This is a genomic window from Lysobacter avium (genome assembly GCF_015209745.1).
Lineage (GTDB): Bacteria > Pseudomonadota > Gammaproteobacteria > Xanthomonadales > Xanthomonadaceae > Novilysobacter > Novilysobacter avium.
On record NZ_CP063657.1, the window covers coordinates 2,396,082 to 2,421,926 of the forward strand.

General features: G+C 66.7%; 15 protein-coding genes. 10 read left to right on the plus strand and 5 right to left on the minus strand.

From position 1 onward, the window contains the following. Positions 1 to 2: 2 nt before the first annotated feature. Both INQ42_RS10800 and INQ42_RS10805 read right to left on the minus strand, forming a co-directional pair. The gene (locus INQ42_RS10800) at positions 3 to 8,708 is read right to left on the minus strand and encodes a DUF7507 domain-containing protein (protein WP_194034270.1); all 8,706 of its coding nucleotides are present in this window, start codon (positions 8,706 to 8,708) and stop codon (positions 3 to 5) included. A 362-nt stretch (positions 8,709 to 9,070) separates the two neighbouring features. Then, complete coding sequence (locus INQ42_RS10805; RefSeq protein ID WP_194034271.1) at positions 9,071 to 9,784, minus strand: response regulator transcription factor; 714 nt, start codon at positions 9,782 to 9,784, stop codon at positions 9,071 to 9,073. Between the two features lie 138 nt (positions 9,785 to 9,922). Here INQ42_RS10805 and hemN point away from each other — a divergent pair, with 138 nt between their 5' ends. The 7 genes from hemN to INQ42_RS10840 all read left to right on the plus strand — a co-directional run bounded on the left by hemN (position 9,923) and on the right by INQ42_RS10840 (position 19,638). After that, complete coding sequence (gene hemN / locus INQ42_RS10810) at positions 9,923 to 11,314, plus strand: oxygen-independent coproporphyrinogen III oxidase (RefSeq protein WP_194034272.1); 1,392 nt, start codon at positions 9,923 to 9,925, stop codon at positions 11,312 to 11,314. 58 nt (positions 11,315 to 11,372) lie between these two features. Further along, positions 11,373 to 12,086 (plus strand): helix-turn-helix domain-containing protein, encoded by a 714-nt coding sequence (locus tag INQ42_RS10815; RefSeq protein ID WP_194035867.1) that lies wholly within the window; start codon positions 11,373 to 11,375, stop codon positions 12,084 to 12,086. A gap of 316 nt (positions 12,087 to 12,402) precedes the next feature. Next, a complete protein-coding gene (locus INQ42_RS10820; RefSeq protein ID WP_194035868.1) occupies positions 12,403 to 14,685 on the plus strand; it encodes a nitric-oxide reductase large subunit in 2,283 nt (760 codons plus the stop codon). A gap of 152 nt (positions 14,686 to 14,837) precedes the next feature. Continuing rightward, positions 14,838 to 16,070, plus strand: coding sequence for an NnrS family protein (locus tag INQ42_RS10825; protein ID WP_194034273.1), 1,233 nt, complete (start codon positions 14,838 to 14,840; stop codon positions 16,068 to 16,070). Positions 16,071 to 16,089: 19 nt separating this feature from the next. Continuing rightward, positions 16,090 to 16,491, plus strand: coding sequence for a SirB2 family protein (locus INQ42_RS10830; RefSeq protein WP_194034274.1), 402 nt, complete (start codon positions 16,090 to 16,092; stop codon positions 16,489 to 16,491). Next, positions 16,475 to 18,490, plus strand: a complete 2,016-nt coding sequence (locus INQ42_RS10835) for a pyridoxal phosphate-dependent decarboxylase family protein (RefSeq protein WP_228064354.1) — start codon at positions 16,475 to 16,477, stop codon at positions 18,488 to 18,490. Before INQ42_RS10830 ends, INQ42_RS10835 begins: the two co-directional genes overlap by 17 nt. A gap of 83 nt (positions 18,491 to 18,573) precedes the next feature. Continuing rightward, complete coding sequence (locus INQ42_RS10840; protein ID WP_194035870.1) at positions 18,574 to 19,638, plus strand: PLP-dependent cysteine synthase family protein; 1,065 nt, start codon at positions 18,574 to 18,576, stop codon at positions 19,636 to 19,638. A gap of 72 nt (positions 19,639 to 19,710) precedes the next feature. Here the strand turns inward: INQ42_RS10840 and INQ42_RS10845 are convergent, their stop codons facing one another. Genes INQ42_RS10845 through fabA form a run of 3 tightly spaced genes read right to left on the minus strand, consistent with a single transcriptional unit; the run spans position 19,711 to position 22,117 of the window. Continuing rightward, a complete protein-coding gene (locus INQ42_RS10845; protein WP_194034275.1) occupies positions 19,711 to 20,331 on the minus strand; it encodes a hypothetical protein in 621 nt (206 codons plus the stop codon). 32 nt (positions 20,332 to 20,363) lie between these two features. After that, positions 20,364 to 21,599, minus strand: coding sequence for a beta-ketoacyl-ACP synthase I (gene fabB, locus INQ42_RS10850; protein WP_194034276.1), 1,236 nt, complete (start codon positions 21,597 to 21,599; stop codon positions 20,364 to 20,366). Positions 21,600 to 21,601: 2 nt separating this feature from the next. Then, complete coding sequence (fabA, locus tag INQ42_RS10855; RefSeq protein ID WP_193984540.1) at positions 21,602 to 22,117, minus strand: 3-hydroxyacyl-[acyl-carrier-protein] dehydratase FabA; 516 nt, start codon at positions 22,115 to 22,117, stop codon at positions 21,602 to 21,604. A 340-nt stretch (positions 22,118 to 22,457) separates the two neighbouring features. On the opposite strand from fabA, the gene nirK reads away from it, so the two are divergent. The 3 genes from nirK to INQ42_RS10870 are packed head-to-tail and all read left to right on the plus strand — an operon-like array spanning position 22,458 to position 25,358. Continuing rightward, complete coding sequence (nirK, locus tag INQ42_RS10860) at positions 22,458 to 23,981, plus strand: copper-containing nitrite reductase (protein WP_194034277.1); 1,524 nt, start codon at positions 22,458 to 22,460, stop codon at positions 23,979 to 23,981. 1 nt (position 23,982) lies between these two features. Beyond that, positions 23,983 to 24,759, plus strand: a complete 777-nt coding sequence (locus INQ42_RS10865; protein ID WP_228064355.1) for a formylglycine-generating enzyme family protein — start codon at positions 23,983 to 23,985, stop codon at positions 24,757 to 24,759. Further along, positions 24,756 to 25,358: an SCO family protein gene (locus INQ42_RS10870; protein ID WP_194034278.1), complete on the plus strand. Its 603-nt coding sequence runs from the start codon at positions 24,756 to 24,758 to the stop codon at positions 25,356 to 25,358. The genes INQ42_RS10865 and INQ42_RS10870 overlap by 4 nt, the downstream gene beginning before the upstream one ends. The last annotated feature ends 487 nt before the right edge of the window (positions 25,359 to 25,845 follow it).

Below are 25,845 nucleotides of genomic sequence, written 5' to 3' on the forward strand. Positions count from 1 at the left end.
CCTCACTTGTTGCCGGCGGCAGGGGCTGCCGCGTCATTGCTGGCCTCGACCCGCAGACCCGCGCGGACCTCCGGACTCAGGTGGCGTGCTATCGCTTCGTAGACCGCGGTGGCACGGCGCAGGCCAAGGGCACGGTTGTAGTCCGCAGATCCGCGCACGTCGGTGTGGCCAACCAGCACGACCGTGCCGCCGCCGCGCTGCTCCAATGCAGCGGCAACCTCTTCGATCAACGCAGCAAACTGCGGCCGGACGGTGGACTTGTCGGTATCGAACAGCACCGTCCCCAGCAACAGCTCATCGCCCTGCAGGCCGACCAGCGTCGAGGTTTCATCTGCCACGTCCTCGCGCATCGAGAGGGTCGTTTTTGCGGCCACGTCGTCCGGCAGCGGGCCGATCAGCAGTGCCTTGACGGCCGATGCCCGTGCCAGCGCCAGGCCGTCGGCACCGCTCGCCTGGATCGCGATTTCGCCGCCATCGTGCTGGACCAGCTTGTCCGCCAGGTCCGCAATGGTTGGCAGGTAGCTTGGGTTCACCTCGGCGCTGCCCGGAGCGAACAGCATCTCCTCCAGGATCACCTCGATGCGCTGCTCACCGCCGGGGATCAGCTCGACCGGCAATTTGACGCCGAAGTCAAAGCGCACCGGCAGCCCCGGGGTGATGCGGCGAACCAGCGGGTTGGCCGTGGTGAACTGTGCACCGGCCGGCAACGTCGACGGATCCACCTTGAGGATGAAATTGCGTCCACGCGCCCACTCACCACCGGCCATGCCCGCCAGGTGATAGCGGCCGTACTGGTCGGTCTCGATCAGCAGACCTTCCACCGAGGCGATGCGCACGCCGGGGATGCCGCGCTCGTCGATGCCGGTGTTGGTGATCACGTAGTCCACCACGTAACCGTCCGCGACCTTCGCGACGCGACGCTCGACCGTTGGAGCCGCCGAGCTCAGGCCCTTGGCGGCTTGGCCGTGATGCTCGACCGTCGTCTTGCCGGCGGCGTCCATGCGTACGGTCGCGCCCTGCTTGCTCGTCAGCACGAAGTCGCCGGTGAAAGTCGGCTCCGAGAGGCGCTGACTGATCACCACCCGATGCGCCGACGCCGGATCGGCCTCGGAGGCACGACCGCTGAGCTGGCCGACACGAATGCCGTGCAGCAGCGGCGCGCTCGCGTCGGGATCGGCAACCGGGCCCTGGCCGCGATCGATCGTGGTGGAGCCGGCGATATAGGCCGAGGCGGCAAACCCGCCCTGCACGGTGACGGCGTCAAGCGTGGCGCTGTCCTGCCAGCCATCGCCGTCGCGGTCGCCAAAGACCGTACCCATCAGCAGGCTGTCATCCAGCAATGGATCGGCTGCGAGCGACACTTCGGCGGTCGCCACGTTGGACAACGGTGTGTTCCCATCGGCTGCGAAGGCCTGAGCCTGATTGACGTGGTTGCCCGGACGGACACCCGCGCCGACCCGCATCAGATAGACCAACGTGGCCTTACGCCCAGCGGCGATGTCCAGCCCGTCGAAGAGGAGCGGATTCTGGCCACTGACGGTGCCGGCGTTGTCGCCATCAGCGACCGTCAGCGAGCCCTCCACGTAGGTGAATCCGGCCGGCGGCGTGTCCAGCACCGACACTGCGGCAACGTTCGCGGCGCCCACATTTTCGATGTCGAGCGTGTAGCGCACCAGGTCGCCGACCTTGACTTCGCGGACGCTGGCGGTCTTCACCAGACGCAGTGCGGCCTGGCCGGTGGTCGTGACCAGGACGGTGGCGTCGTCGCAGACCGGCGTGGGCACCGAGGTGTCGCAGATCCTGTAGACGTAGCGGTCCTCGCCGGTGAAGCCCGGGTTGGGCAGGTAGACGATGCTGCCGTCGTCGTTGATCGTGATGCTGCCGTTGGACGGCGGGCTCAGCTGGGTCACCGACGACGGATCCAGCGGCGCACCGGTGGAGGTGTCGTTGTCGGGCACGCGGATCGTGACCGGCGTATCCACCTCGGTGCTGTCCTCATCGTCGATGGCCACGACCACGTTCGGCAGGATCGTGATGGTCACGGTCGCGACCGCGCAGTTGGACGGATTGACCGCCTCGCAGATCCGGTACTCGTAGGTATCGGTGCCCGAATAACCCGGAAGCGGCGTGTAGGTGATCGTCCCATCGGGGTTAATCACGACCGTACCGTTGCCGGGCTGGCGCACGACCGTCACCACAACGTCACTCGGGTCGATCGGCGAACCGTTGAGCAGGTCGTTGCGTAGGGTCGCGGTGGTGACCGGGGTGTTCTGCGGCGTGGTGTCGCTGTCATCGTCCGCGTCGATCTGCGGGGTGACAACCAACACCTCCACGCCCGGATTGCACTCGGCGGCCGTGGACCCAATGGTGCACGCGGCGCCATCCGAGATGACCGCGGTGTTGATCACCACACCCGCTTGAGCATCAGCCGCGGTGACCACATAGCTGCCTGACAGCGCGCATGCCGCTCCTAGCTCAAGCGCGGGACAGGTGATCGATGCAGGCGTGATCTTCGCATCAGCCACTTCCACATCGGTCAACGTCACATTGCCGGTGTTGGTCACAGTGATGGTGTAGGTCAACGTGTCGCCGACCGTCACCGTGCCGCTCTGGTCCTCGTCGGCATTGGCCGAATTCACCTTTGTCGAGACGACGGCGGGCTCCGCGTCGATCACCGTGGTCGTTGTCGACGGCGGGCTGTCGATCGGATCGTTGCCCGGCGGCGTGCCGCCCGCAGTCGCGCTGTTCACGACGTCGCCATTATCGATGTCGGCCTGGGTCAGGGTGTAGCTGCCCGTGCAGGTCGTGCTCGCACCCGGGGCCAGCGTGGTCACCGGGCAGACCGGGGCCACGGCCAGCAGGGGGTCGCTCACGACCAGATCGTTGATCGTCACGTTGCCGGTGTTGGTGACCAGGAAGCTGTAGGCAATGGTGTCGCCCACGGCGTTGCCGCTCGGCGTGCCGGCGGTCTTCACCAGCGTCAGCGCCGCGTTCGGGGTGATCGGGGTGGTCGTCGTCGACGGCGGCGTGTCCACCGGCGGCGGCGTCGGATTGCCCGGGGTTGTCGGCGGCGTGCCGCCCGCGGTCGCGCTGTTCACGACCTCGCCATTATCGATATCGGCCTGGGTCAGGGTGTAGCTGCCCGTGCAGGTCGTGCTCGCACCCGGGGCCAGCGTGGTCACCGGGCAGACCGGGGCCACGGCCAGCAGCGGATCGTTGACCGCAATACCGGTCAGGGTCACGTTGCCGGTGTTGGTGACCAGGAAGCTGTAGGCAATGGTGTCGCCCACGGCGTTGCCGCTCGGCGTGCCGGCGGTCTTCACCAGCGTCAGCGCCGCGTTCGGGGTGATCGGGGTGGTCGTCGTGGACGGCGGCGTGTCCACCGGCGGCGGCGTCGGATTGCCCGGGGTTGTCGGCGGCGTGCCGCCCGCGGTCGCGCTGTTCACGACCTCGCCATTATCGATATCGGCCTGGGTCAGGGTGTAGCTGCCCGTGCAGGTCGTGCTCGCACCCGGGGCCAGCGTGGTCACCGGGCAGACCGGGGCCACGGCCAGCAGCGGATCGTTGACCGCAATACCGGTCAGGGTCACGTTGCCGGTGTTGGTCACCAGGAAGCTGTAGGCAATGGTGTCGCCCACGGCGTTGCCGCTCGGCGTGCCGGCGGTCTTCACCAGCGTCAGCGCCGCGTTCGGGGTGATCGGGGTGGTCGTCGTGGACGGCGGCGTGTCCACCGGCGGCGGCGTCGGATTGCCCGGGGTTGTCGGCGGCGTGCCGCCCGCGGTCGCGCTGTTCACGACCTCGCCATTATCGATATCGGCCTGGGTCAGGGTGTAGCTGCCCGTGCAGGTCGTGCTCGCACCCGGGGCCAGCGTGGTCACCGGGCAGACCGGGGCCACGGCCAGCAGCGGATCGTTGACCGCAATACCGGTCAGGGTCACGTTGCCGGTGTTGGTCACCAGGAAGCTGTAGGCAATGGTCTCGCCCACAGCGTTGCCGCTCGGCGTGCCGGCGGTCTTCACCAGCGTCAGCGCCGCGTTCGGGGTGATCGGGGTGGTCGTCGTCGACGGTGGCGTATCCACCGGCGGCGGCGTCGGATTGCCCGGGGTTGCCGGCGGCGTGCCGCCCGCGGTCGCGCTGTTCACGACCTCGCCATTATCGATATCGGCCTGGGTCAGGGTGTAGCTGCCCGTGCAGGTCGTGCTCGCACCCGGGGCCAGCGTGGTCACCGGGCAGACCGGGGCCACGGCCAGCAGCGGATCGTTGACCGCAATACCGGTCAGGGTCACGTTGCCGGTGTTGGTGACCAGGAAGCTGTAGGCAATGGTGTCGCCCACGGCGTTGCCGCTCGGCGTGCCGGCGGTCTTCACCAGCGTCAGCGCCGCGTCCGGGGTGATCGGGGTGGTCGTCGTGGACGGCGGCGTGTCCACCGGCGGCGGCGTCGGATTGCCCGGGGTTGTCGGCGGCGTGCCGCCCGCGGTCGCGCTGTTCACGACCTCGCCATTATCGATATCGGCCTGGGTCAGGGTGTAGCTGCCCGTGCAGGTCGTGCTCGCACCCGGGGCCAGCGTGGTCACCGGGCAGACCGGGGCCACGGCCAGCAGCGGATCGTTGACCGCAATACCGGTCAGGGTCACGTTGCCGGTGTTGGTCACCAGGAAGCTGTAGGCAATGGTCTCGCCCACGGCGTTGCCGCTCGGCGTGCCGGCGGTCTTCACCAGCGTCAGCGATGCGTCCGGGGTGATCGGGGTGGTCGTCGTCGACGGCGGCGTGTCCACCGGCGGCGGCGTCGGATTGCCCGGGGTTGCCGGCGGCGTACCGCCCGCAGTCGCGCTGTTCACGACCTCGCCATTATCGATATCGGCCTGGGTCAGGGTGTAGTTGCCCGTGCAGGTCGTACTCGCACCCGGCGCCAGCGTGGTCACCGGGCACACCGGGGCCACGGCCAGCAGCGGATCGCTCACGACCAGATCGCCGATCGTCACGTTGCCGGTGTTGGTCACCAGGAAGCTGTAGGCAATGGTCTCGCCCACAGCGTTGCCGCTCGGCGTGCCGGCGGTCTTCACCAGCGTCAGCGCCGCGTTCGGGGTGATCGGGGTGGTCGTCGTCGACGGTGGCGTGTCCACCGGCGGCGGCGTCGGATTGCCCGGGGTTGCCGGCGGCGTACCGCCCGCAGTCGCGCTGTTGATCACCTGGCCGGCGTCGATGTCGGTCTGGGTCAGGGTGTAGCTGCCCGTGCAGGTCGTGCTCGCACCCGGGGCCAGCGTGGTCACCGGGCAGACCGGAGCCACGGCCAGCAGCGGATCGTTGACCGCAATACCGGTCAGGGTCACGTTGCCGGTGTTGGTCACCAGGAAGCTGTAGGCAATGGTCTCGCCCACGGCGTTGCCGCTCGGCGTGCCGGCGGTCTTGAGCAAGGTCAGCGCCGCGTTCGGGGTGATCGGGGTGGTCGTCGTGGACGGCGGCGTGTCCACCGGCGGCGGCGTCGGATTGCCCGGGGTTGCCGGCGGCGTACCGCCCGCAGTCGCGCTGTTGATCACCTGGCCGGCGTCGATGTCGGTCTGGGTCAGGGTGTAGCTGCCCGTGCAGGTCGTGCTCGCACCCGGGGCCAGCGTGGTCACCGGGCAGACCGGAGCCACGGCCAGCAGCGGATCGTTGACCGCAATACCGGTCAGGGTCACGTTGCCGGTGTTGGTCACCAGGAAGCTGTAGGCAATGGTCTCGCCCACGGCGTTGCCGCTCGGCGTGCCGGCGGTCTTGAGCAAGGTCAGCGCCGCGTTCGGGGTGATCGGGGTGGTCGTCGTGGACGGCGGCGTGTCCACCGGCGGCGGCGTCGGATTGCCCGGGGTTGCCGGCGGCGTGCCGCCCGCAGTCGCGCTGTTGATCACCTGGCCGGCGTCGATATCGGCCTGGCTCAGGGTGTAGCTGCCCGTGCAGGTCGTACTCGCACCCGGCGCCAGCGTGGTCACCGGGCACACCGGGGCCACGGCCAGCAGCGGATCGCTCACGACCAGATCGCCGATCGTCACGTTGCCGGTGTTGGTCACCAGGAAGCTGTAGGCAATGGTCTCGCCCACGGCGTTGCCGCTCGGCGTGCCGGCGGTCTTCACCAGCGTCAGCGATGCGTCCGGGGTGATCGGGGTGGTCGTCGTCGACGGCGGCGTGTCCACCGGCGGCGGCGTCGGATTGCCCGGGGTTGCCGGCGGCGTACCGCCCGCAGTCGCGCTGTTGATCACCTGGCCGGCGTCGATGTCGGTCTGGGTCAGGGTGTAGCTGCCCGTGCAGGTCGTGCTCGCACCCGGGGCCAGCGTGGTCACCGGGCAGACCGGGGCCACGGCCAGCAGGGGGTCGCTCACGACCAGATCGTTGATCGTCACGTTGCCGGTGTTGGTGACCAGGAAGCTGTAGGCAATGGTGTCGCCCACGGCGTTGCCGCTCGGCGTGCCGGCGGTCTTCACCAGCGTCAGCGATGCGTCCGGGGTGATCGGGGTGGTCGTCGTCGACGGCGGCGTGTCCACCGGCGGCGGCGTCGGATTGCCCGGGGTTGCCGGCGGCGTGCCGCCCGCAGTCGCGCTGTTGATCACCTGGCCGGCGTCGATATCGGCCTGGGTCAGGGTGTAGCTGCCCGTGCAGGTCGTGCTCGCACCCGGGGCCAGCGTGGTCACCGGGCAGACCGGGGCCACGGCCAGCAGCGGATCGTTGACCGCAATACCGGTCAGGGTCACGTTGCCGGTGTTGGTGACCAGGAAGCTGTAGGCAATGGTCTCGCCCACGGCGTTGCCGTTGGCCACACCGCTCTTCACCAGGCTGAGTTCGGGGGTTGGCGGCACCGGAACATCGAGCGTTGGATTGCACTTGGGCTCGACGGAATCCGCCGGACAGATTTCCTGGCTCCGCACAACCGCGGTATTGCGCACGTACCCCAGGTCGGCGTCGGCCTGGGTAACCACGTAGGTGCCGGACAGCACACAAGTGTTATTGGGGGCCGTGGGCGACAAGGTCGCGCACGTTTGGCTCGACGGGGTGATCAGCTCATCGGTGACCACGACATTGGTGAGGCTGAAGTCACCGTCATTGGTAACCGTCACTGTGTAATTCAGTGTGTCGCCGACGCTGACCGAGCCCGATCCATCCTCGTCATCATTCGACGTCATAGCCTTGATCGACGACAACGACGGCTGGCCCAGCACTGGGCCTGATACCGTCGAGGACTCGCCTTCAAACGGATCTGGCGCAACCAGCGTCTGCGCGTAGTGCGAAACTTTAGCTGTGTTGGTGATACTGGTGTTAACAAGCGTCGGGTCGGCGTCGACCTTCACCCGGAAACGTACGCTTGCACCCTCGTTGGGAAGGACAAGACCACCTTCGGTAGTCGTCGCGCCGGAACCAAGCCGGAATACCACCTGATTGCCGTCAAACTCGGCGATGTCATCGCCTGGTCCGTCTGTCACTGGACCGGTGAATGCACCTCCTGAGTTCGTCAGAACCGTCATGGATGCCGGCACGTAGGTTGTGCCTGCGGGGATCGGATCGATCAAAGCTACCTTCGTCGCGCCATCCTTTCCGGTGTTATTAAAGGAAACTGTGTACTCCAGCTCATCGCCCAACTGCACGGCGCCGCCATTGACGTCAACTACGCTCTTCTGCAGCGATGTCACCAGATTGGGAACAAACAGGTCGGTCACAAACACCAGTGCATGCGGGAAATATGCGTCCTGCGAACTGGTAAAGCCCAGCGTCGCACCGGTGTCACCATTCGTCAGCAGCCCCGAGATATCGACAAAGTCGATATCGACCGCAAACTGGTTAACGTAGTCCGGATTCTTGGCTGATATACGTGTACCGAGTCGGCTGATGCTGCTGTTCCAGAAGTTGTTCGCTGGATTGACTGCATCCGAGACGGCCGCGCCGTTGAACAGGAATTGGTCTCCGCTGAGGTTTCCGTCACCCTCCCATACCAGAGCACCCATATATGCATTGAAGGCGCCCCAGGTCGGGGTGAGCAAGCCGCTGACGGAAACTGATGCTTGAGTAGTACCGCCCACATATCCGGCGTTACCATCAAACACCATGAGCCGCCGGAACGGCTGCGCAATGTCCTTGTATGTGACGATCAGCGACCAGCCACCGTAGTAGCCCAGCCCGCTGCCCGTGCCGCCCTCCAGCGCGGTCAGACCGGCTACATAGTAGTCGCCGGACCCCGCCGCCTTTACATGGATGGTGACGTCTGCATATGCGTGATACGGGCGATTGGAGTTTGCCTCGCCTTGCGAATTGAAGGTGTGCAGGTCCGCCGCTGCCGCACTTACTGTCTGGTAAAGCCCCGAGTTGGCAACTCGAAGCTTGATATTACGCCGGGCAGGATCCGTGTTGCCGGCGCGACCGCCCCAATACAAACCCGCCGAGAGCACCTCAGCGCCCGGGGGAAGTGTCAAGGTCGCCATTGATGAATTGGTGCCGCCAGCGCTCGGGTCTATGTTGACGTAGCGCATTTGACGATTTGCATTGCCGCCAGTCGTGCTGCTCTCGCGGTGGGCGGCGCAATTGACGCTTCCCGTTTCACATGACAACAAGGCGTTGCCGATCATCTCGATGTTGCCTGGCGCGTTGAAGCTGTGACGCTGGATCAGTTCGGCGGATGCCGGGAACGAGACCAACAGGGTCAGCACGAGCGCAGCAGATCTGAGCAGGCTGCTCATACGCGAGGGCATCGAGCGCACTCCTGCTGGCAAACGTCCAGAGACGCATGACTCGAGCTCGCCGATCTGGCAGCCTCTGAATAATTCCTTACCCATCTCACTCTCATCCTGTTTTTTCGATCCAGCGCGCACAGGCACGCCGGTGTTCGGGGGCTCTAGAGCTCCCGAGCAACTGGTCAACCAGGGTGATTGCGGCCATCGAGGCCGATGGATATCCCTCTAGCGCCGCAGGACGCAGCGCCACCCCCCGGTTTTGCGATGCAGCATATAGACGCGCATCACAAAACAAAATCTCACTTGATCACCCCTTGGTGGGCAAAAGTAAGGTTGGGCAATAATCGGAAATAGAGGGAAATAGTGTTCCGTTGTTTTACTCAGCTGGCTAAAACGTAGCCAACTCCGCGCACGGTATGGATTGGAAGCTCCCTGCCCGCCGCAGCTGTATTGGCTTTGCGGCGCAACCGGAAGATCAGCATTTCCAGCCGCTCTTCCTCGAACCCCGCGATCTTGCTGGCAAGACTGTCGAGTATGCGTTTTCGGGGTACCACTTCGCCGGCAGCACCCACCAGTAGTGCGAGCAGCTCGCGCTCGGCGACCGAAAGCTTGACGGTGCCGCCGCCCGGAGCGAGCAGACGCCAGCGGTCCAGGTCGAAAGTCCAGCCATCAGCGTGTTGCTTGCTTTCAATGTCCGCCGGCCTGGCACCGTCTGAAGCCGCGCGTCGACCGATGCTGCGCAGAGTCGCAACCAACACGGTCGGATCGACGGGCTTGGTGAGGTAGGCATCGGCGCCGCCGTCGAGACCGCGCACCTTGTCGGAGGATGATGCGCGTCCGGTAAGCAATACCAATCCCGCCCGGGTGAGGCCACGAAGGTGCGTGACAATGCTGAACCCGTCTTCGTCCGGCAGCCCGACGTCTAGCACGAAGAAATCAAACTCGCGGCCCACCATCGCTCGATACATTTCCAGCGCGCTGGGCGCGGTGGCAACGTTGAACCCCGCGTTCGCCAATACGGGCGCCAGAATCACCTCACGCAGTTCGTTGTCATCCTCGACCACCATTACCCAAGGGCCGTCTCCCAATGCCATAGGTCCTCCGACCTTTCAGCCCGCTTACCGCGGGTCGACCACAACGATACGACATCGTGCGCCGCTTCCAGGTATTTGCACGGCTCCGTTTGACCCCGATCAAGGCACCGGCGGTGGGCGCTACGTAACCTGAGCGTCATGTCCAGTCCCCTCCAATTCGACGCGTCGCTGTTGCAGCGCTACGACCGGCCCGGTCCGCGGTACACCTCGTACCCGACCGCGCCGCAATTCTCCGCCGACTTCGGTGAGGAGGCGCTGCGCGAGGCCATCCTGGCGAGCAATGGCGATCCGATCCCGCGCCGGCTGTCGTTGTACGTGCACGTGCCGTTCTGCATGAGTCCGTGCTTCTACTGCGGCTGCAACCGGATCATCACCCGCGACCTGGCGCGTGGGGAGACCTACCTGGTGCGCCTGTACCGCGAAATCGCGATGACGGCGGCGATGTTCGACCGCGACCGCGAGGTCATCCAGCTGCACTTCGGCGGCGGGACGCCGAACTTCCTCTCCCCGGTGCAGCTGGGCGAAGTGGTGGACTCGCTGCGCAGCCATTTCCATTTTTCCGACTCGCCCAAGCGCGACCTCTCGATCGAGCTGGACCCGCGGTTCGTCAAGCCCGCCGACATCGCCGAACTGGCCGCGATCGGCTTCAACCGCGCCAGCCTGGGCGTGCAGGACTTCGACCCGGCCGTGCAGCAGGCCGTCAACCGGATCCAGTCGGTCGAGGAGACCGTCGCGATCATCGATGCCTGTCGTCAGAGCGGCATGCGCTCGGTCAACGTGGATTTGATCTACGGCCTGCCCAAGCAGTCGCTGGAAGGCTTCTCCAAGACCCTCGACACGGTCATCAAAGTGCGTCCGGACCGGCTGGCGGTGTACAGCTACGCCCACCTGCCCGACCTGTTCAAGGCCCAGGGCCAGATCAACGCCGAGGACCTGCCTTCGCCGGAGGTCAAGCTGGGGCTGCTGCAGCTGGCCATCGAGAAGCTCACCGATGCCGGCTATTCCTATGTCGGCATGGACCATTTCGCGCTGCCCGAGGATGACCTGGCGACCGCGCAGGACCGCGGCGGGCTGCACCGCAACTTCATGGGCTACACCACCCATTCCGATACCGACCTGATTGGGCTGGGCGTCAGCGCCATCAGCCATATCGGCGACAGCTTCAGCCAGAACCCGCGAGACCTGCCGAGCTGGCAGATCGCGCTGGACGAGGGCCGCCTGCCGGTGTTCCGCGGCATGCGCCTGAGCGAGGACGACCAGCTGCGCGCGGACGTCATCCAGCGGTTGATGTGTCAGGGCGAGATCCCGATCGACGCGCTGGAACGGCGCTACCTGATCGACTTCCACGACTACTTCGCCGACGCGATCGCCCAGCTGGAGCCACTGGTCGCCGACGGTCTGGTCAAGGTGGAGCCGTCCCGCATCACCGCAACGTCGCGCGGACGCCTGTTGCTGCGTAACATAGCGATGTGCTTCGACCACTACCTGACCCGACCGACCGCCTCGCCCCGCTTCTCCCGCGCCATCTAGACGCGGCGTGGAGGCGCGCGTGAGCCCGACCGCGTTCCCGCGGCAGGACGCGACCACGATGGCGGACGACGGCGATGAGCTGACGTTCTGCTCGACCTGCGCGTTCTCCCAGGCCTGCCTGGCCGAGGGCATGGACAAGCGCTCGCTGATGGACCTGCACGTGCTCGTCGAGCACGTCGGTCCGTTCCACGCCGGCGAGCACATCTTCCGCGAAGGCGACCCCTTCGAGGCGATCGCCGCGGTCCGCGCCGGCACTGTGAAGACCTACATGATCGACCGCGACGGCCGCGAGCACGTGCTCGGCTTCCACCTGCCGGGCGAGGTCATCGGCCTGGACGCGATCGATGGCGAGACCTACCCCTGCAACGCGGTCGCCTTGGACACGGCGATGCTGTGTCGGTTCTCGTTCCCGAAGATCGCGGTGCTGGCGAGCAAGTTGCCGGGACTGCAACGCCACCTGTTCCGGCTGCTCAGCCGCGACATCGGTCGCGCTGCGCTGCTCGCCGGCGACTGGTCGGCCGACCAGCGCATGGCCGCCTTCCTGATCGGCCTGTCCCGACGGCTGGCGGCACGCGGCTTCTCCGCCAACCGCTTCCAGCTGACGATGGCGCGCACCGACATTGCCAACTACCTGCGCCTGGCGCCGGAGACGGTGAGCCGGGTGCTGCGCCGCTTCCAGAAAGACGGTTTGCTGCTGGTCGACCGCCGTGAAGTGGAACTGCTTGACCGCGACCAGCTGGCCGCCCTCGCCGATCCCGTTCTGCACCGTTGACGCACCGCTTCCACGCGCGTGCCTTCCCAAGTGATTAATGCACGCCGGTCGCACTATGCGGCCGGCGGGGTTGCGCATGCCCGAAGCACCCGGCACCGTTGGCGGCGGGAGCGAGGGTTTCGCCATAGCCCTTACGCCTGGTCCAAGCGCGATTTATCCCGGCTCGACAGTCTGCCTGCAGCGGCTCACGGAGACCTGATGGAATGCGTCCATGGTCCCGCGGGTTGGGCGCTTGATCCAGGTCAACGAGACCTGAACCCCGACTGGCCAATATGGCGGCCATTATCCGGGAGAAGCATTGATGGAACCAAAAAGCGTGCAGATAACGAGGCGACTATGGCTGGGCCTGGGGGCCCTGCTCATCGTCAGTTTCGGCATCATGTTGTGGATCGGCAAGGACCTGTATCAGACGGCGCCGCCGATGCCCGAGCAGGTGGTCACCGAAAGTGGCGAGGTGCTCTACACCAGGGCTGACATCGAGGCCGGACGACGCGTCTGGCAGGAGATGGGCGGCCAGCAGAGCGGCTCGATCTGGGGCCACGGTGCGCTCGTCGCTCCCGACTGGTCGGCCGAGTGGCTGCACAAGGAAGTCGTGGCGATGCTCGATATCCGTTCGCGGATCGAGTTCGGCATGCCCTACGAGCAACTCAACGAGAGCGAGCAGGCCAAGCTGCACGCGGAGATCAAGCCCGAGATCCGGGCCAACACCTACGATCCCCAGACCGGCTCCATCGTGGTCAGCGACGAGCGCGCGCAGGCGATCTCGCAGGTCGCCGCCCACTACATGAGCGTGTTCTCCAACGATCCGGCCACGCAGGAACTGCGCGAGGCCTATGCGATCCGCGAGAACCCGGTGCCGGACGAGAACAACCGCCGCCTGATGACGGGCTTCTTCTTCTGGGCCTCGTGGGCGACCGCCACCAACCGTCCCGACGACGTCAAGTCCTACACCAACAATTTCCCGCACGAACCGCTGGTAGGCAACACGCCGACCGCCAGCAGCTTCATGTGGTCGATGTTCTCGATCCTGTTCATGATCGCCGGCATCGGTTTGCTGTCGTGGCACTACGCCGCGTATCACGGCAAGGAAAAGCCGCTGGCACCACCCGCCCAGGATCCGGCGCGGGCGATCGTCGTGACCCCGTCCATGCGTGCCACCGCCAAGTACTTCTGGTTGGTGATGGCCCTGTTCCTGGTGCAGATCCTGATGGGCGCGACCACCGCGCACTACCAGGTCGAGGGCCAGGAGGCCTACGGGTTCGCCCTCTCCGAGTGGCTGCCGTATGCGGTTACCCGCAGCTGGCACACGCAGCTGGCGATCCTGTGGATTGCGACCGCGTGGCTGGCCACCGGCCTGTACCTGGGGCCGGCGATTTCCGGGCATGAGCCGAAATACCAGAAATTCGGCGTCAACTTCCTCTTCATCAGCCTGATCATCATTGTCGTGGGCGCGTTTGCCGGCCAGTGGATGGCGGTGATGGGCAAGCTGGGCAAGATCCCGAACTTCTGGTTTGGCCACCAGGGCTGGGAATACGTCGACATCGGCCGTTTCTGGCAGATCTACCTGTTCATCGGACTGATGCTGTGGCTGACCCTCGTCGGTCGCGCCCTGTGGCCGGCGATGCGGGCCAAGAACCAGACCTCCTCGATCGCGGGCCTGTTGTTCCTGTCCACCGTCGCCATCGGCATCCTGTATGCCGCCGGCCTGATGTGGAAGGAAAACACCCACATCTCGATCGTCACCTACTGGAAGTTCTGGATCGTCCACCTGTGGGTGGAGGGCTTCTTCGAGGTGTTCGCCGTCGCGGTGATCAGCTTCATCTTCGTCAAGCTCGGCCTGGTGCGCGGGCGCTCGGCGACGATCAACGTGCTGTTCGCGACCATCGTGTTCATGGCCGGCGGCGTGCTGGGCATGTTCCACCACCTGTACTTCGCCGGCGTCACCACCGGGGTGATCGCGCTGGGCGCGAGCATTTCCGCGCTGGAAGTGGTGCCACTGGCCTTGATCGGCCTGGAGGCGCACGAGACCTGGAAGAGCAGCCGCGCCACGCCATGGATGCAGCAGTACAAGTGGCCGATCATGTTCTTCCTGGCGGTGAGCTTCTGGAACCTGATCGGTGCGGGCCTGCTGGGCTTCCTGATCAACACCCCGCTGGCGCTGTTCTACATGCAGGGCACCAACCTGACCGCCGCCCACGGCCATACCGCGCTGTTTGGCGTGTACGGCATGCTCGGCATCGGCCTGATGCTGTACTGCCTGCGTGGCCTCAAGCCGGACCTGGTCTGGCGCGAGGGACTGCTGCGCAGCGGCTTCTGGGCGCTCAACATCGGCCTGCTGCTGATGATGACGCTGACCCTGCTGCCGATGGGCGTTCTGCAGCTGGAAGCCAACCTGGAGAACGGTTACTGGTACGCACGTTCGGCCGAGTTCATGACCCGTCCGATCATCGATGTGCTGGTCTGGCTGCGGGTACCGGGCGATACGATCTTCGCCGCCGGTGCCTTCATGATCGCGCTGTTCGTGCTCTCGCTGTGGCTGGGGCCAAGGCGGGCGCGCAAAACGGTCAGCGGTCGACTGGAGACCGAGTCGAGCCTCTGACCGGCCCGACTGCTGACAATGGAAGGGGCGGCGCAAGCCGCCTTTTTCATGCGCGTGGTTTCGTGCGCGTGCTTGTATCTGCGCGCTCATGCACGCGGCCCGGCTGACCCAGGTCAATAACGCCAGCACCCATCAAAGGCACACTGACGCCCATGGACAATCATCCCGAACCCAGGCCCGCTGCGCTCTCGCCGGGCCGACTTGCCATCGCACCGCACCGCCTGATGTTCTTCATCGGCTCGATGAACCTGCTGATCGCCATGGCGTGGTGGGCGGCATGGCTGGTGGGGACCCGCTGGCCCGCTGTGGCCATACCCCATGCCCAGCTGCACACCGGGTGGGTGCACGCCTTCGTGATGCAGTACCAGGTGCTGCCGAGCTTCTTCTTCGGCTTCCTGCTGACCACCTTCCCGAAATGGCTGGGCCTGCCGGACATCGACCGCTGGCGCTACGTGCCGGTCGGGTTGGGGATCTTTGGCGGCCAGATCGCGACCCTGCTGGGTGCGCTGGGCTGGGAGGCCGGAATCATCGTCGGGGTCCTGATGACCGCCGCGGGCTGGCTCGCCGGCCTGACGGTGATGGCGCCGCTGCTGTGGCGCGAGAGCGGCACCACCTGGCATGCGCGTTCGTGCTTCGCCGCGCTGTGCCTGGGCTTCCTCGGCGTGCTGGCGTGGGGTGCCTACGTCCTGGGCGCCTCGCCGGTCTGGGTTTTCGCCAGCATCAAGATCGGCAGCTTCGGGCTGCTGCTGCCGGTGTATTTCACCGTGGCCCACCGGATGTTCCCGTTCTTCGCCAGCCGGGTCGTGCCCGGTTACCAGCCGTGGCGGCCGATGTGGCTGCTGGCCGCGGCCTGGCCGCTGTTTATCGGCCACCTGCTGCTGGAGCTGTTTCATTTCTACGGCTGGCTGTGGCTGGTCGACCTGCCCCTGCTGGCGTTGACCGCGACGATGGTGTGGCGCTGGTGGCCACGCGGAAAGAATCCGGGCCTGCTGTCGGTGTTGTTTGTCGGCCTGTCGTGGTTGCCGCTGGCATTCGCACTGTATTCCGCCCAGAGCATCAGCTATGCCATGACAGGCGTGTACTGGCTCGGTCGAGGCCCGGCGCATGCGCTGTTCATCGGCTTCTTCGGCAGCATCCTCATCGCGATGGTGACCCGGGTGACCGAGGGTCACGCCGGGCGGCCGTTGACGATGTATCCGGTGGCCTGGTTCGCCTTCGTCGCAATCCAGATGGTGGCGGTGATCCGGGTAGCGGCAGAGGTATTTCCCGACAGCACCGCGTGGCAGGCGGTCGCCGCGGTGGGCTGGCTGGTCGCCTTCCTGCCCTGGGTCGCCCATGTGGGGCGGATCTACCTGGCCCCGCGCTCCGACGGCCGTCCGGGCTGAGTCACGCACAGGAAATCCCATGATCGAGTTCTACCCGCAAATCAAAAGCATCCACATCGCCATGGCGATCACCAGCGGGCTGATTTTTGCCCTGCGCGGCGCCGGCGTGCTGGCCGGCATGCGCTGGCCGCACTGGCTGCCGGTGCGCTGGACCAGCTACACCGTCGATACCGCGTTGCTTACCGCCGCGCTGATGCTGCTGACCATGCTGCCAGGCGCGATGTTCGCCAACGGCTGGTTGACGGTGAAACTGCTGCTGCTCGTCGTCTACATCGTGCTGGGCGTGTTCGCCATCAAGCGCGGCCGCACCCGCCTGGCCAAGGCGGGCTTCTACGTCGCGGCCCTGCTCACGTTCGGCATGGTCTATTCGATTGCGCGCGCGCACAGCCCCTGGGGGTTCCTCAATGCCTTCCTCGGTTGAGCGCGCCGCTGCCGCGGTTTCCGGCAACGCCCTGGCCATCGCCGCCGGCACGCCCGGGGTCGCCGATCCGGACCGGCCGATGCTCGATGCGCTGTTCCTGGGCCCCTACGGCGAGAACGACACCCTGCTGGAAAAGCTCGTCGTGGAGTTCCTGCGCGACCACGTCTACTGGCGGCGCAACTTCCACCCCGAGGACCCGCCGGCGATCCCGACCCACGCTGCCCAGCATCCCGACTACAAGGCGTTCGAGTCGCGCCTGCGCCGCGAACTGCACCAGCTCTCCGCCTCGCTGAAGCGCTCGGTGCCCTTCCACAGTCCACGCTACATCGGGCACATGGCCTCCGACCTGCTGCTGCCGGGACTGGCGGCGCAGATGCTGACCCTGCCCTACAACCCCAACAATGTCAGCGAGGACGCGGCCCCCGTCACGATCGATCTGGAAGTCCAGGTCGGGCTGCAGCTGGCGCGGATGCTCGGCTACCCCGATGACACCGACCGCCCCGACTGCGCGTTCGGCCACCTGACTTCCGGCGGCACCGTGGCCAACTACCAGGCGCTGCGCCTGGCGCTGGCATTGAAGGCGTTTCCAGTCGCCCTGCGTGCCGCGCAGGTGCCGGGTTTGGCGTTGCCGGACGATGACTGGCAGGCGTTCAACCTCTGTCCGGACGCCGGCATCGAGCTGCTCGGCCAGTGGCAGCTCTGGCTGGCCGGGCAACCCGCGCGCGATCGCCGGCGCTGGCGCGATGCGGTGCAGTCCCAGCGGCTGGAGCATCTGGGGATGGTGGAGTTCTTCGCCCGCCACCGCGACCTCAAGGTGCCGCTGGTGCTGGCCCCGATCACCGCTCACTACTCCTGGAGCAAGGGCCTGAAGCTGCTCGGCCTGGGCCGGGAACAGCTGCGCCTGTTGCCGGAAAAAGGCATGCGTCTGGATGCGCAGGCGCTGGAGCAGACGCTCGAGCAGTGCCGACGCGAGCGCCAGCCGGTGCTGATGACCGTCGCCGTGCTGGGCACCACCGAGTACGGCACCGTCGACCCGGTGGATGCGGTGGTCGACCTGCGCGATCACTTCCAGGCCCAGGGGTTGGGCTTCAGCGTGCACATCGACGCCGCCTGGGGCGGCTACCTGGCGACCCTGTTCCGTAACCCCGACGGCAGCCTGCGCGGCATCGACGAGGTCCGCGCCGGCTTCGCCCATTTCCCGCAGCCCGAAGTGCATGCCGCTTTTGCCGCACTGGGCCGCACCGACTCGGTCACCGTCGATCCGCACAAGCTGGGCTACCTGCCCTATGGCGCCGGTGCGTTCATCTGCCGCGACCACCGCGCCACCGCGCTGCTGGCGGAGGCTGCCGACTACGTCTTCCACGACACCCGCGCCACCGACTACCTCAGCCGCTACCGCCGACTTGGCCAGTTTGTCCCGGAAGGCTCCAAATCCGGCGCGGCCGCGGCGGCGGTGTATGTCACCCACAAGGTGCTGCCGCTGGACCACGCCAACTTCGGTCGCCTGCCGCGGCAGACGGTGCTTGCCGCCGAAGCCTTCCACGCACGCGCCGAACGGCTCGCCGTGGAACTGGATGGCATCGCCCGCGTCACCGTGCCCTTCGCGCCCGACAGCAACCTGGTCTGCGTGGCCATCAACCCGACCGGCAACGCGGACTTGGCACGGGCCAACGCCTTCGTCCGCCGCCTGCACGATGAGCTGCGCGCCGACGCCAGCCAGCCCCTCCAGCTCAAGCAGTTCTTCGGCTCGATGACCACGCTGCGCCCGGAGGCGCTCGGCGAGACGGAGATGAACCGGATCCTGACGCAGTTGCAGCTGGACCCTGCGACACTGGTCGATGACGACGAGGACACCGATGCCGATCGGCTGGTGATCCTGCGTCACACCCTGATGAACCCGTATCTGATCGATCACGAGAACGGCATCAGCTACATCGACCTGTATCTGGCACACCTGGGCCGAAGGATCCGGGCGTTGCTGGGGAGCCCAAACCCATGAGTCCCGACGCATTCCATCCAGGCAATGACTTCCTCCCGGCCGGCGCGGCCAAGCCGCCGGCCGCCGTCTGTGACAGCGCGACGATGCGCAGCTGGACCGCGCGGGCCCTGTTGTGCCTGCGCCAGGAAGCCGCGCGCTCGGCCGACACCCACCTGTTGCGGCTGGAGTTTCCCGGGTTCCCGGGCATCGAGTTCTACTTCAAGGACGAGGCGGCGCATCCCACCGGCAGCCTGAAGCATCGGCTGGCCCGCTCGCTGTACTTGTATGCGCTGTGCAATGGCCGGCTCAGCCCGGGCCAGCCGGTGGTGGACGCGTCCTCGGGCAGCACCGCGATCTCCGAGGCTTGGTTCGCACGACTGCTCGGCCTGCCCTTTACCGCGGTGATGCCGACCGCGACCGCACCGCGCAAGATCGCCGACGTGCATGCGCTTGGCGGCCACTGCGACCTGGTCGACGACCCCGCGCAGGTGCACGAGCGCGCCGCCTGGCATGCCGCCAACGGCGCCTGTCACCTGGACCAGTTCGGCCTCGCGGAGCGCGCGACGGACTGGCGCGGCAACAACAACATCGCCGAGTCGATCATCGGCCAGCTGGCCTGCGAGCCGCACCCGCAGCCGGCGTGGATCGTCTGCGGCGTCGGTACCGGCGGCACCTCGGCAACGATCGGGCGCTACATCCGCTACCGCGCGCTGGAGACCGGCCTGTGCGTGGCGGAACCGGCCGGCAGCGCCTTCGTGCACGGCTGGCGCACGCGCAACCGCAGCGCGATCGCCAGCCAGCCGACCGCCGTCGAAGGCATCGGCCGGCCGAGGGTGGAGCCGGGCTTCCTGTTCGAGGTGGTGGACGAGGTGATCGAGGTGGCCGACGCCGCCTCCGTGGCCGCGATGCACCTGCTGGAAGAGCAGCTGGGCCGTCGCTATGGCGGCTCGTCGGGGACCAACCTGGTAGCGTGCCTGGAGCTGGCTGCGCGGATGCGCGCCGCCGGCGAGCGCGGCAGCATCGTCAGCCTGTTGTGCGATCCCGGAGAGCGCTACGACCAGACGCTGTACGACCCCGCGTGGCTGGCAGAGAACGGCATCGACCCGGCCCCGGCGCAGGTCGCGTTGCGCGCCACGCTGGCCACCGGCGAATGGCATCCGATCAACTGACGGCGGCGCGCCATTATCGGGCCGGCTGAGGCCTGCCCGGGCCGATCAGAGCCCGGGCCGGCGTCGAAGCACTCAGTGCGCGACGTGCTCCCCGCCGGTCTTCGCATCGCTGAATCCCGGATCGTCGAACAGCCGCGGATAGTCCGCCAGCGCCGCGCTCATGTCCGCGACCGGTGCCGGATCGGCCGGGTCGGCGTGCAGCGCTTCGGCGCCCGCCATCAGCCGGGCGAGGACGCCGTGCAGGGCCACGTCGGGCTCCGCCTCCAGTTTGCAGTTGGCGAACATGTACGCCGCCGCCTCGTCCACCTGGGTGGCCAGCTGGTCGACCTGGGTATCGTTCAGGTGTCCCATCTGGTGGTGATGCAGGCCGGCCATCGCCTCGCGCATGCGGCGCATACCTTCCATCAGTGGCGCGTCGGGCTCCCATTTGACGTGGTCGGCCGGGATCGGCATCACCGCCGCTTCGGGGTGATGGTCGGCATGGGCGTGGGTGTCGTGCCTTTGGGTGTCGTGCGCGTGGGCGTCTTGCGCGTGGCTGCCATGCGCGTGCGCCGCCGCCGTCGCGGACTTGGCCTGCTCGTGCTCGGCGTGGCTGTGCGTCTTGTCCTGCGCCTGGGCCAGCGACGGCGCGATTGCCGCGCCGAGTCCGATCGCGGCAGCGAGCGCAACGGCCAAAGTGGTCTGTGTCTTCATACGATCCATCTCCTTGAAAAACGGGGGCGCAATCAGACCCGCGCGAACACGAGGCTGGCGTTGGTACCGCCGAAGCCGAAGCTGTTGGACATCACCGTGTCCAGCGTCGCATCGCGGCTTTGCTGCACGATCGGGAAGCCTTCCACGCGCGGGTCCAGGTAGTCGATGTTGGCCGAGCCGGCCATGAAGCCCTCGCGCATCATCAAAAGGCAGTAGATCGCCTCGTGCACGCTGGCGGCGCCCAGTGAGTGGCCGCTGAGCGCCTTGGTCGACGAAAGCGGCGGCACGTCGTCACCGAACACGGTGCGGATCGACTGCAGCTCGACCACGTCGCCGACCGGCGTGGAGGTGCCGTGGGTGTTGAGGTAGTCCACCTTGCCGACCGGGGTGCCGTGGATGCCGGCCATGGCCATCTGCATGCAGCGCACGGCCCCTTCGCCCGACGGGGCGACCATGTCGACGCCATCGGAGGTCACGCCGTAGCCAACCAGCTCGGCAATGATGTTCGCGCCGCGGGCGACCGCGTGCTCGTACTCCTCCAGCACCAGCATGCCGCCACCGCCGGCGATGACGAAGCCATCGCGGTCCGCGTCGTAGGGACGCGAGGCCTTTTCCGGAGTGTCGTTGCGCTTGGTCGACAGTGCGCCCATCGCATCGAACTGCGAAGTCATGCCCCAGTGCAGTTCCTCGCCGCCGCCGGCAATGATGATGTCCTGCGCGCCGTGGCGGATCAGGTCCGCCCCGGCGCCGATGCAGTGCGCGGAGGTCGCGCAGGCAGCGGAGATCGAATAGCTCAGGCCGCGGATACCGAATGCGGTCGACAGCGTCGCCGACACGGTCGAACCCATCGTGCGCGGCACCATGTACGGACCGACCTTGCGCACCCCGCGGTTGCGCAGCAGGTCGCCGGTCTCGATCTGCCACTGCGGCGATCCGCCACCGGACCCGGCGATCAGCCCGGTGCGCACGTCGTGCACCATCTCGTCGCTGAGCCCGGCATCCGCAATCGCATCGCGCATCGCGACGTAGGCGAACCCGGCCGCGTCGCCCATGAAGCGCTTGACCTTGCGGTCGATCTCCTCGGTGAGATCGATCTGCGGCTCGCCGGCGACCTGGCTGCGCAGGCCCAGTTCGGCGTACTCGGGGATGAAGCGGATACCCGGGCTGCTGCTGCGCAACGCCGCGGTCACGCTGGCCTGGTCGTTGCCCAGGCAGGACACGATGCCCATGCCCGTCACCACCACGCGCCTGTTTGCCACACCGCCCATGCTCAGAACCCCTCCGTCGAGGTGAACAGCCCCACCCGCAGGTCCGAGGCCACGTAGATCTCGCGTCCGTCGACCAGGGTGCGGCCGTCGGCGATCACCAGTTCCAGCTTGCCGCGCATGACCCGGCGGATGTCCAGTTCATAGGTCACCAGCTTCGCATCGGGCAGCACCTGGCCGCTGAACTTCACCTGGCCCACGCCCAGCGCGCGACCGCGGCCGGGCGCGCCCAGCCACGGCAGGTAGAACCCGCACAGCTGCCACATCGCGTCCAGCCCAAGGCAGCCGGGCATGACCGGATCGCCCTCGAAGTGGCACGGGAAGAACCACAGGTCGGGGCGGATATCCAGCTCGGCGCGGACGAAGCCCTTGCCGTACTTGCCACCCTCGGTGCTGATCTCGGTGATGCGATCGAACATGAGCATCGGCGGCGCCGGCAGTCGCGCGTTGCCGGGGCCGAACATCTCGCCGCGGGCGCAGGACAGAAGCTGCTCGCGATCAAAGGAAGAAGGTCGATTCATGTAGTCACACAGCGCAGGGGAAACCTTGGATTCTGCCGGTTTGGCGAAAGAAATGTGTTGACTGCGGTCAATCCGCGGATACGTACGCAACCGTACTGTTTGATCGTACGCTGCCAGTCCGCGACGGCAAGCGTCCCGCCGACAAAAGCGGCTTGACCTGATCCCGGTCAAGACCGGTTCGAAAATACGCCAACAGCAGGGCGAAATTTGATCCTGATCAAATTCGCCGTCACGGTAGCTGCAACCCTTGTCCCAAATCCAGCGCGCGCCCGGACCAACCCTGCAAGGGTCCCGACGCCGCTACAGGCATCACCCATCAAACCACCACAGAGAGCCCCGGATGAAGCGCAAGAACGTCTACTTGATACCGCTGCTGGCGGCACTGGCACTGGCATTGCCCGCCTGTGACCGCTCCAGCCCGTCGTCCGACACGCCGGCGGCCGACGCCAGCCAGGACAGGATCGTCGGCTCCCGCAAGGGCGACTTCGGCCCGCCGCAGGGCGAGCCGGTCAACGCCATCCTGACCAGCCCGCCGATGGTGCCGCCGGCCACCGGGCGCACCGCGCCGGCCAAGGTGATCGTCGAGCTGGACGTGATCGAGAAGGTCATGCCGATCTCCGAAGGCGTGGACTACACCTTCTGGACCTTCGGCGGCACCGTGCCGGGCAGCTTCATCCGCGTGCGCCAGGGCGATACGGTCGAGTTCCACCTGCGCAACATGCCCGACAGCAAGATGCCCCACAACATCGACCTGCACGGCGTGACCGGTCCGGGCGGCGGCGCCGCATCCAGCTTCACCGCGCCCGGCCACCGCACCCAGTTCACCTTCAAGGCGCTCAACGCCGGCCTGTTCGTCTACCACTGCGCAACCGCGCCGGTTGGCATGCATATCGCCAACGGCATGTACGGCATGATCCTGGTCGAGCCACCGGAGGGCCTGCCCGAGGTCGACCGCGAGTACTACGTGATGCAGGGCGATTTCTACACCACCGGCAAGTACCGCGAGAAGGGCCTGCAGCCCTTCGACATGGAAAAGGCGATCGACGAGAACCCGACCTACGTCCTGTTCAACGGTTCGGAAGGCTCCACGACCGGTGACAACTCCCTGACCGCGAAGGTGGGCGAGACCGTGCGGATGTACGTCGGCAACGGCGGCCCCAACCTGGTGTCGAGCTTCCACGTCATCGGCGAGATCTTCGACAAGGTCTGGTACGAGGGCGGCACCAACTACCAGGAAAACGTGCAGACCACGCTGATCCCCGCGGGCGGCGCGGCGATGATGGAGTTCCACCTGGAAGTCCCCGGCAGCTACGTGCTGGTCGACCACAGCATCTTCCGCGCGTTCAACAAGGGCGCGCTGGCGATCCTCAAGGCCGACGGTCCGGAGAACAAGGCGATCTACTCGGGTCTGGAAGTCGACGAGATGTACCTCGGTGACCGCGCCGGCGACAGCCTGGGTGCGGTGGCGGTGGCGGCCAAGGCCCAGGCCAGTGGCGAGCTGACCGTCGAGGAGCAGATGGCGGCGGGCAAGGAACTGTTCATGGGCACCTGCTCGACCTGCCACCAGGGCAACGGCGAGGGCATGGCCGGCGTGTTCCCGCCCATCGCGGCGTCGGACTACATCAAGGCCGATCCGAAATCGCTGCCGCGGGTGATCCTGCACGGCCTGCAGGGCAAGGTCACCGTCAACGGCGAGGACTACGACTCGATCATGCCCCCGATGAACCAGCTCACCGACGACGAGGTGGCCAACATCTCCACCTACGTGCTCAACAGCTGGAACAATCCGGGCGGCAAGATCAGCAAGGAAGAGGTTGCCGAAATCCGCACGCAGAAGCCGGCCAACGCCTCGGCGGGCCACTGACGTGATCCGCGTGATCGCCGCCGCGGTACTGGTGGCAAGCCCCTTCGTCGGCGTCCTCGCCGCCGAGGGGGACTACCTGCCGATACCGGCCGGCAGGTTTGCCAGCGCACTGAACTACGAAGACGCGCCCGGCAAACAGCCGGTCGCGGCCTACTCGATGATGCGCACCCCGGTCACCAACGCCGACTTCCTGGCTTTCGTGAAGGCCAACCCGAAGTGGCGGCGCGACCGGGTGCCGACCGTCATTGCCGAGAAACGCTACCTCTCGCACTGGGCCGGTCCGCTGGAGTTGGGCGATACCGCCAAGCCGGACCAGCCCGTGGTGCAGGTCAGCTGGTTCGCCGCCGACGCCTACTGCGCGGCCGAGGGCGCGCGCCTGCCGACCTGGACAGAATGGGAATACGCCGCGGCCGCCGATGAGACGCGGCGCGACGCCCGCAGCGACCGCATCTGGCGCGAACGCATCCTGCGCTGGTACTCGCGTCCGTCAAACACCGCCCTGCCCCGCGCCGGCCTGCAACCGGCCAACGTCTACGGCGTGCAGGACTTGCACGGGCTGGTCTGGGAGTGGACGGAGGACTTCTCATCGATGCTGATGGACGCCGACAACCGCAACCAGGGCGACCCGGACAACGCACGCTTCTGCGGCGCCGGCGCGCTGTCCATGAACGACCGTGACAACTACGCGGTACTGATGCGCGTGGCGATGCTGTCCTCGCTCAGCGCCGAGGCGACCACCGCCAACCTGGGTTTCCGCTGCGTCAAGGACACACCATGAAATCACTTGCCCTTTCCATCGCCATGGCCGTGCTGGCCGGCTGCACGGTGGCGATCCCGGCTTCGGCCATCGCCGCCTCCCCCGCGGCGCAGAAGGTTCCCTTGCCGGGCAATTCGGTCTACCAGTTGGATGTGCAACTGACCGACCAGGCCGGCCGCACCAGCGCGTGGCGCGACAGGCGCGGCAAGCCGCAGTTGGTGTCGATGTTCTACACCTCCTGCCAGTACATCTGCCCGCTGATCATCGACAGTGGCAAGGCGGTGCAGAAGCAGCTCAGCGACGCGGAGCGCGCTCGGCTCGGCATCACCCTGATCAGCATGGACCCGGCCCGGGACACACCGCAGGCGCTCGCCAAGGTCGCCACCCAGCGCAAACTCGATCCCGCGCAGTGGACCCTGGCCAGTCCGGCGCCCGATGACGTCCGCTCGGTGGCCGGCGTGCTCAACATCCGCTATCGCGCGTTGGCCGACGGCGAGTTCAACCACACCAGCGCCCTGGTCCTGCTCGACGGCGAGGGCCGCATCCTGGCGCGTACCGAGAAGATGGGCAGCAAGCCCGATCCGGAGTTCGTCGAGGCAGTGCGCAAGGCGCTGAAGTAAGCCGCCAGCCCGGCTGATTGAAGGCGGACCCGCCAGATCCGGCACAGCGTCCCGCTGCGCCGGCGTCGGGCATGGCTGCGTTTCACTGACGCGATCATCTACAATGTCCGTACCTGCCCGCATGCAGTGCTGGTCTCCAGCGGCGGCAGGACGGCGGGCAGTCGACGCGCCCAGCCGGTCCATCACGAGCGGCGCTTTGTCCGTTCGCCCGTGTTGATACCGGTGCGCGCCAGGACCAGCCACGGAATCACCGGGAAGTGGTCGGCGCCGGCATCCCGCTGGCAAGCCATTACCACCCACCGCACCCCACCAGATTGATCCAGATCAAGTACCCGTCAAGTTGTATTCGGGAAAATAGGTGCTAACGCAAATGAAGGTCCATTCATGACTGTGCATCAGGATGCCGTGGCAAGGCCGGGCGCTCCCGGCGTACCCGAGGCCGCAGCGCCTCGCGGCTACTACAACGACAAGGTCGTTCACCAGTTCG

What these genes read in the sequence shown, in the direction of transcription:
- INQ42_RS10835 (WP_228064354.1), top strand. Translation starts at nt 16,475, where the DNA reads ATGCCTTCCTCGGTTGAGCGCGCCGCTGCCGCGGTTTCCGGCAACGCC.
- INQ42_RS10845 (WP_194034275.1), bottom strand. Translation starts at nt 20,331, where the DNA reads ATGAAGACACAGACCACTTTGGCCGTTGCGCTCGCTGCCGCGATCGGA.
- INQ42_RS10815 (WP_194035867.1), top strand. Translation starts at nt 11,373, where the DNA reads ATGGCGGACGACGGCGATGAGCTGACGTTCTGCTCGACCTGCGCGTTC.
- INQ42_RS10800 (WP_194034270.1), bottom strand. Translation starts at nt 8,708, where the DNA reads ATGCCCTCGCGTATGAGCAGCCTGCTCAGATCTGCTGCGCTCGTGCTG.
- INQ42_RS10805 (WP_194034271.1), bottom strand. Translation starts at nt 9,784, where the DNA reads ATGGCATTGGGAGACGGCCCTTGGGTAATGGTGGTCGAGGATGACAAC.
- INQ42_RS10870 (WP_194034278.1), top strand. Translation starts at nt 24,756, where the DNA reads ATGAAATCACTTGCCCTTTCCATCGCCATGGCCGTGCTGGCCGGCTGC.
- INQ42_RS10825 (WP_194034273.1), top strand. Translation starts at nt 14,838, where the DNA reads ATGGACAATCATCCCGAACCCAGGCCCGCTGCGCTCTCGCCGGGCCGA.
- INQ42_RS10840 (WP_194035870.1), top strand. Translation starts at nt 18,574, where the DNA reads ATGCGCAGCTGGACCGCGCGGGCCCTGTTGTGCCTGCGCCAGGAAGCC.
- nirK (WP_194034277.1), top strand. Translation starts at nt 22,458, where the DNA reads ATGAAGCGCAAGAACGTCTACTTGATACCGCTGCTGGCGGCACTGGCA.
- fabB (WP_194034276.1), bottom strand. Translation starts at nt 21,599, where the DNA reads ATGGGCGGTGTGGCAAACAGGCGCGTGGTGGTGACGGGCATGGGCATC.
- INQ42_RS10830 (WP_194034274.1), top strand. Translation starts at nt 16,090, where the DNA reads ATGATCGAGTTCTACCCGCAAATCAAAAGCATCCACATCGCCATGGCG.
- hemN (WP_194034272.1), top strand. Translation starts at nt 9,923, where the DNA reads ATGTCCAGTCCCCTCCAATTCGACGCGTCGCTGTTGCAGCGCTACGAC.
- fabA (WP_193984540.1), bottom strand. Translation starts at nt 22,117, where the DNA reads ATGAATCGACCTTCTTCCTTTGATCGCGAGCAGCTTCTGTCCTGCGCC.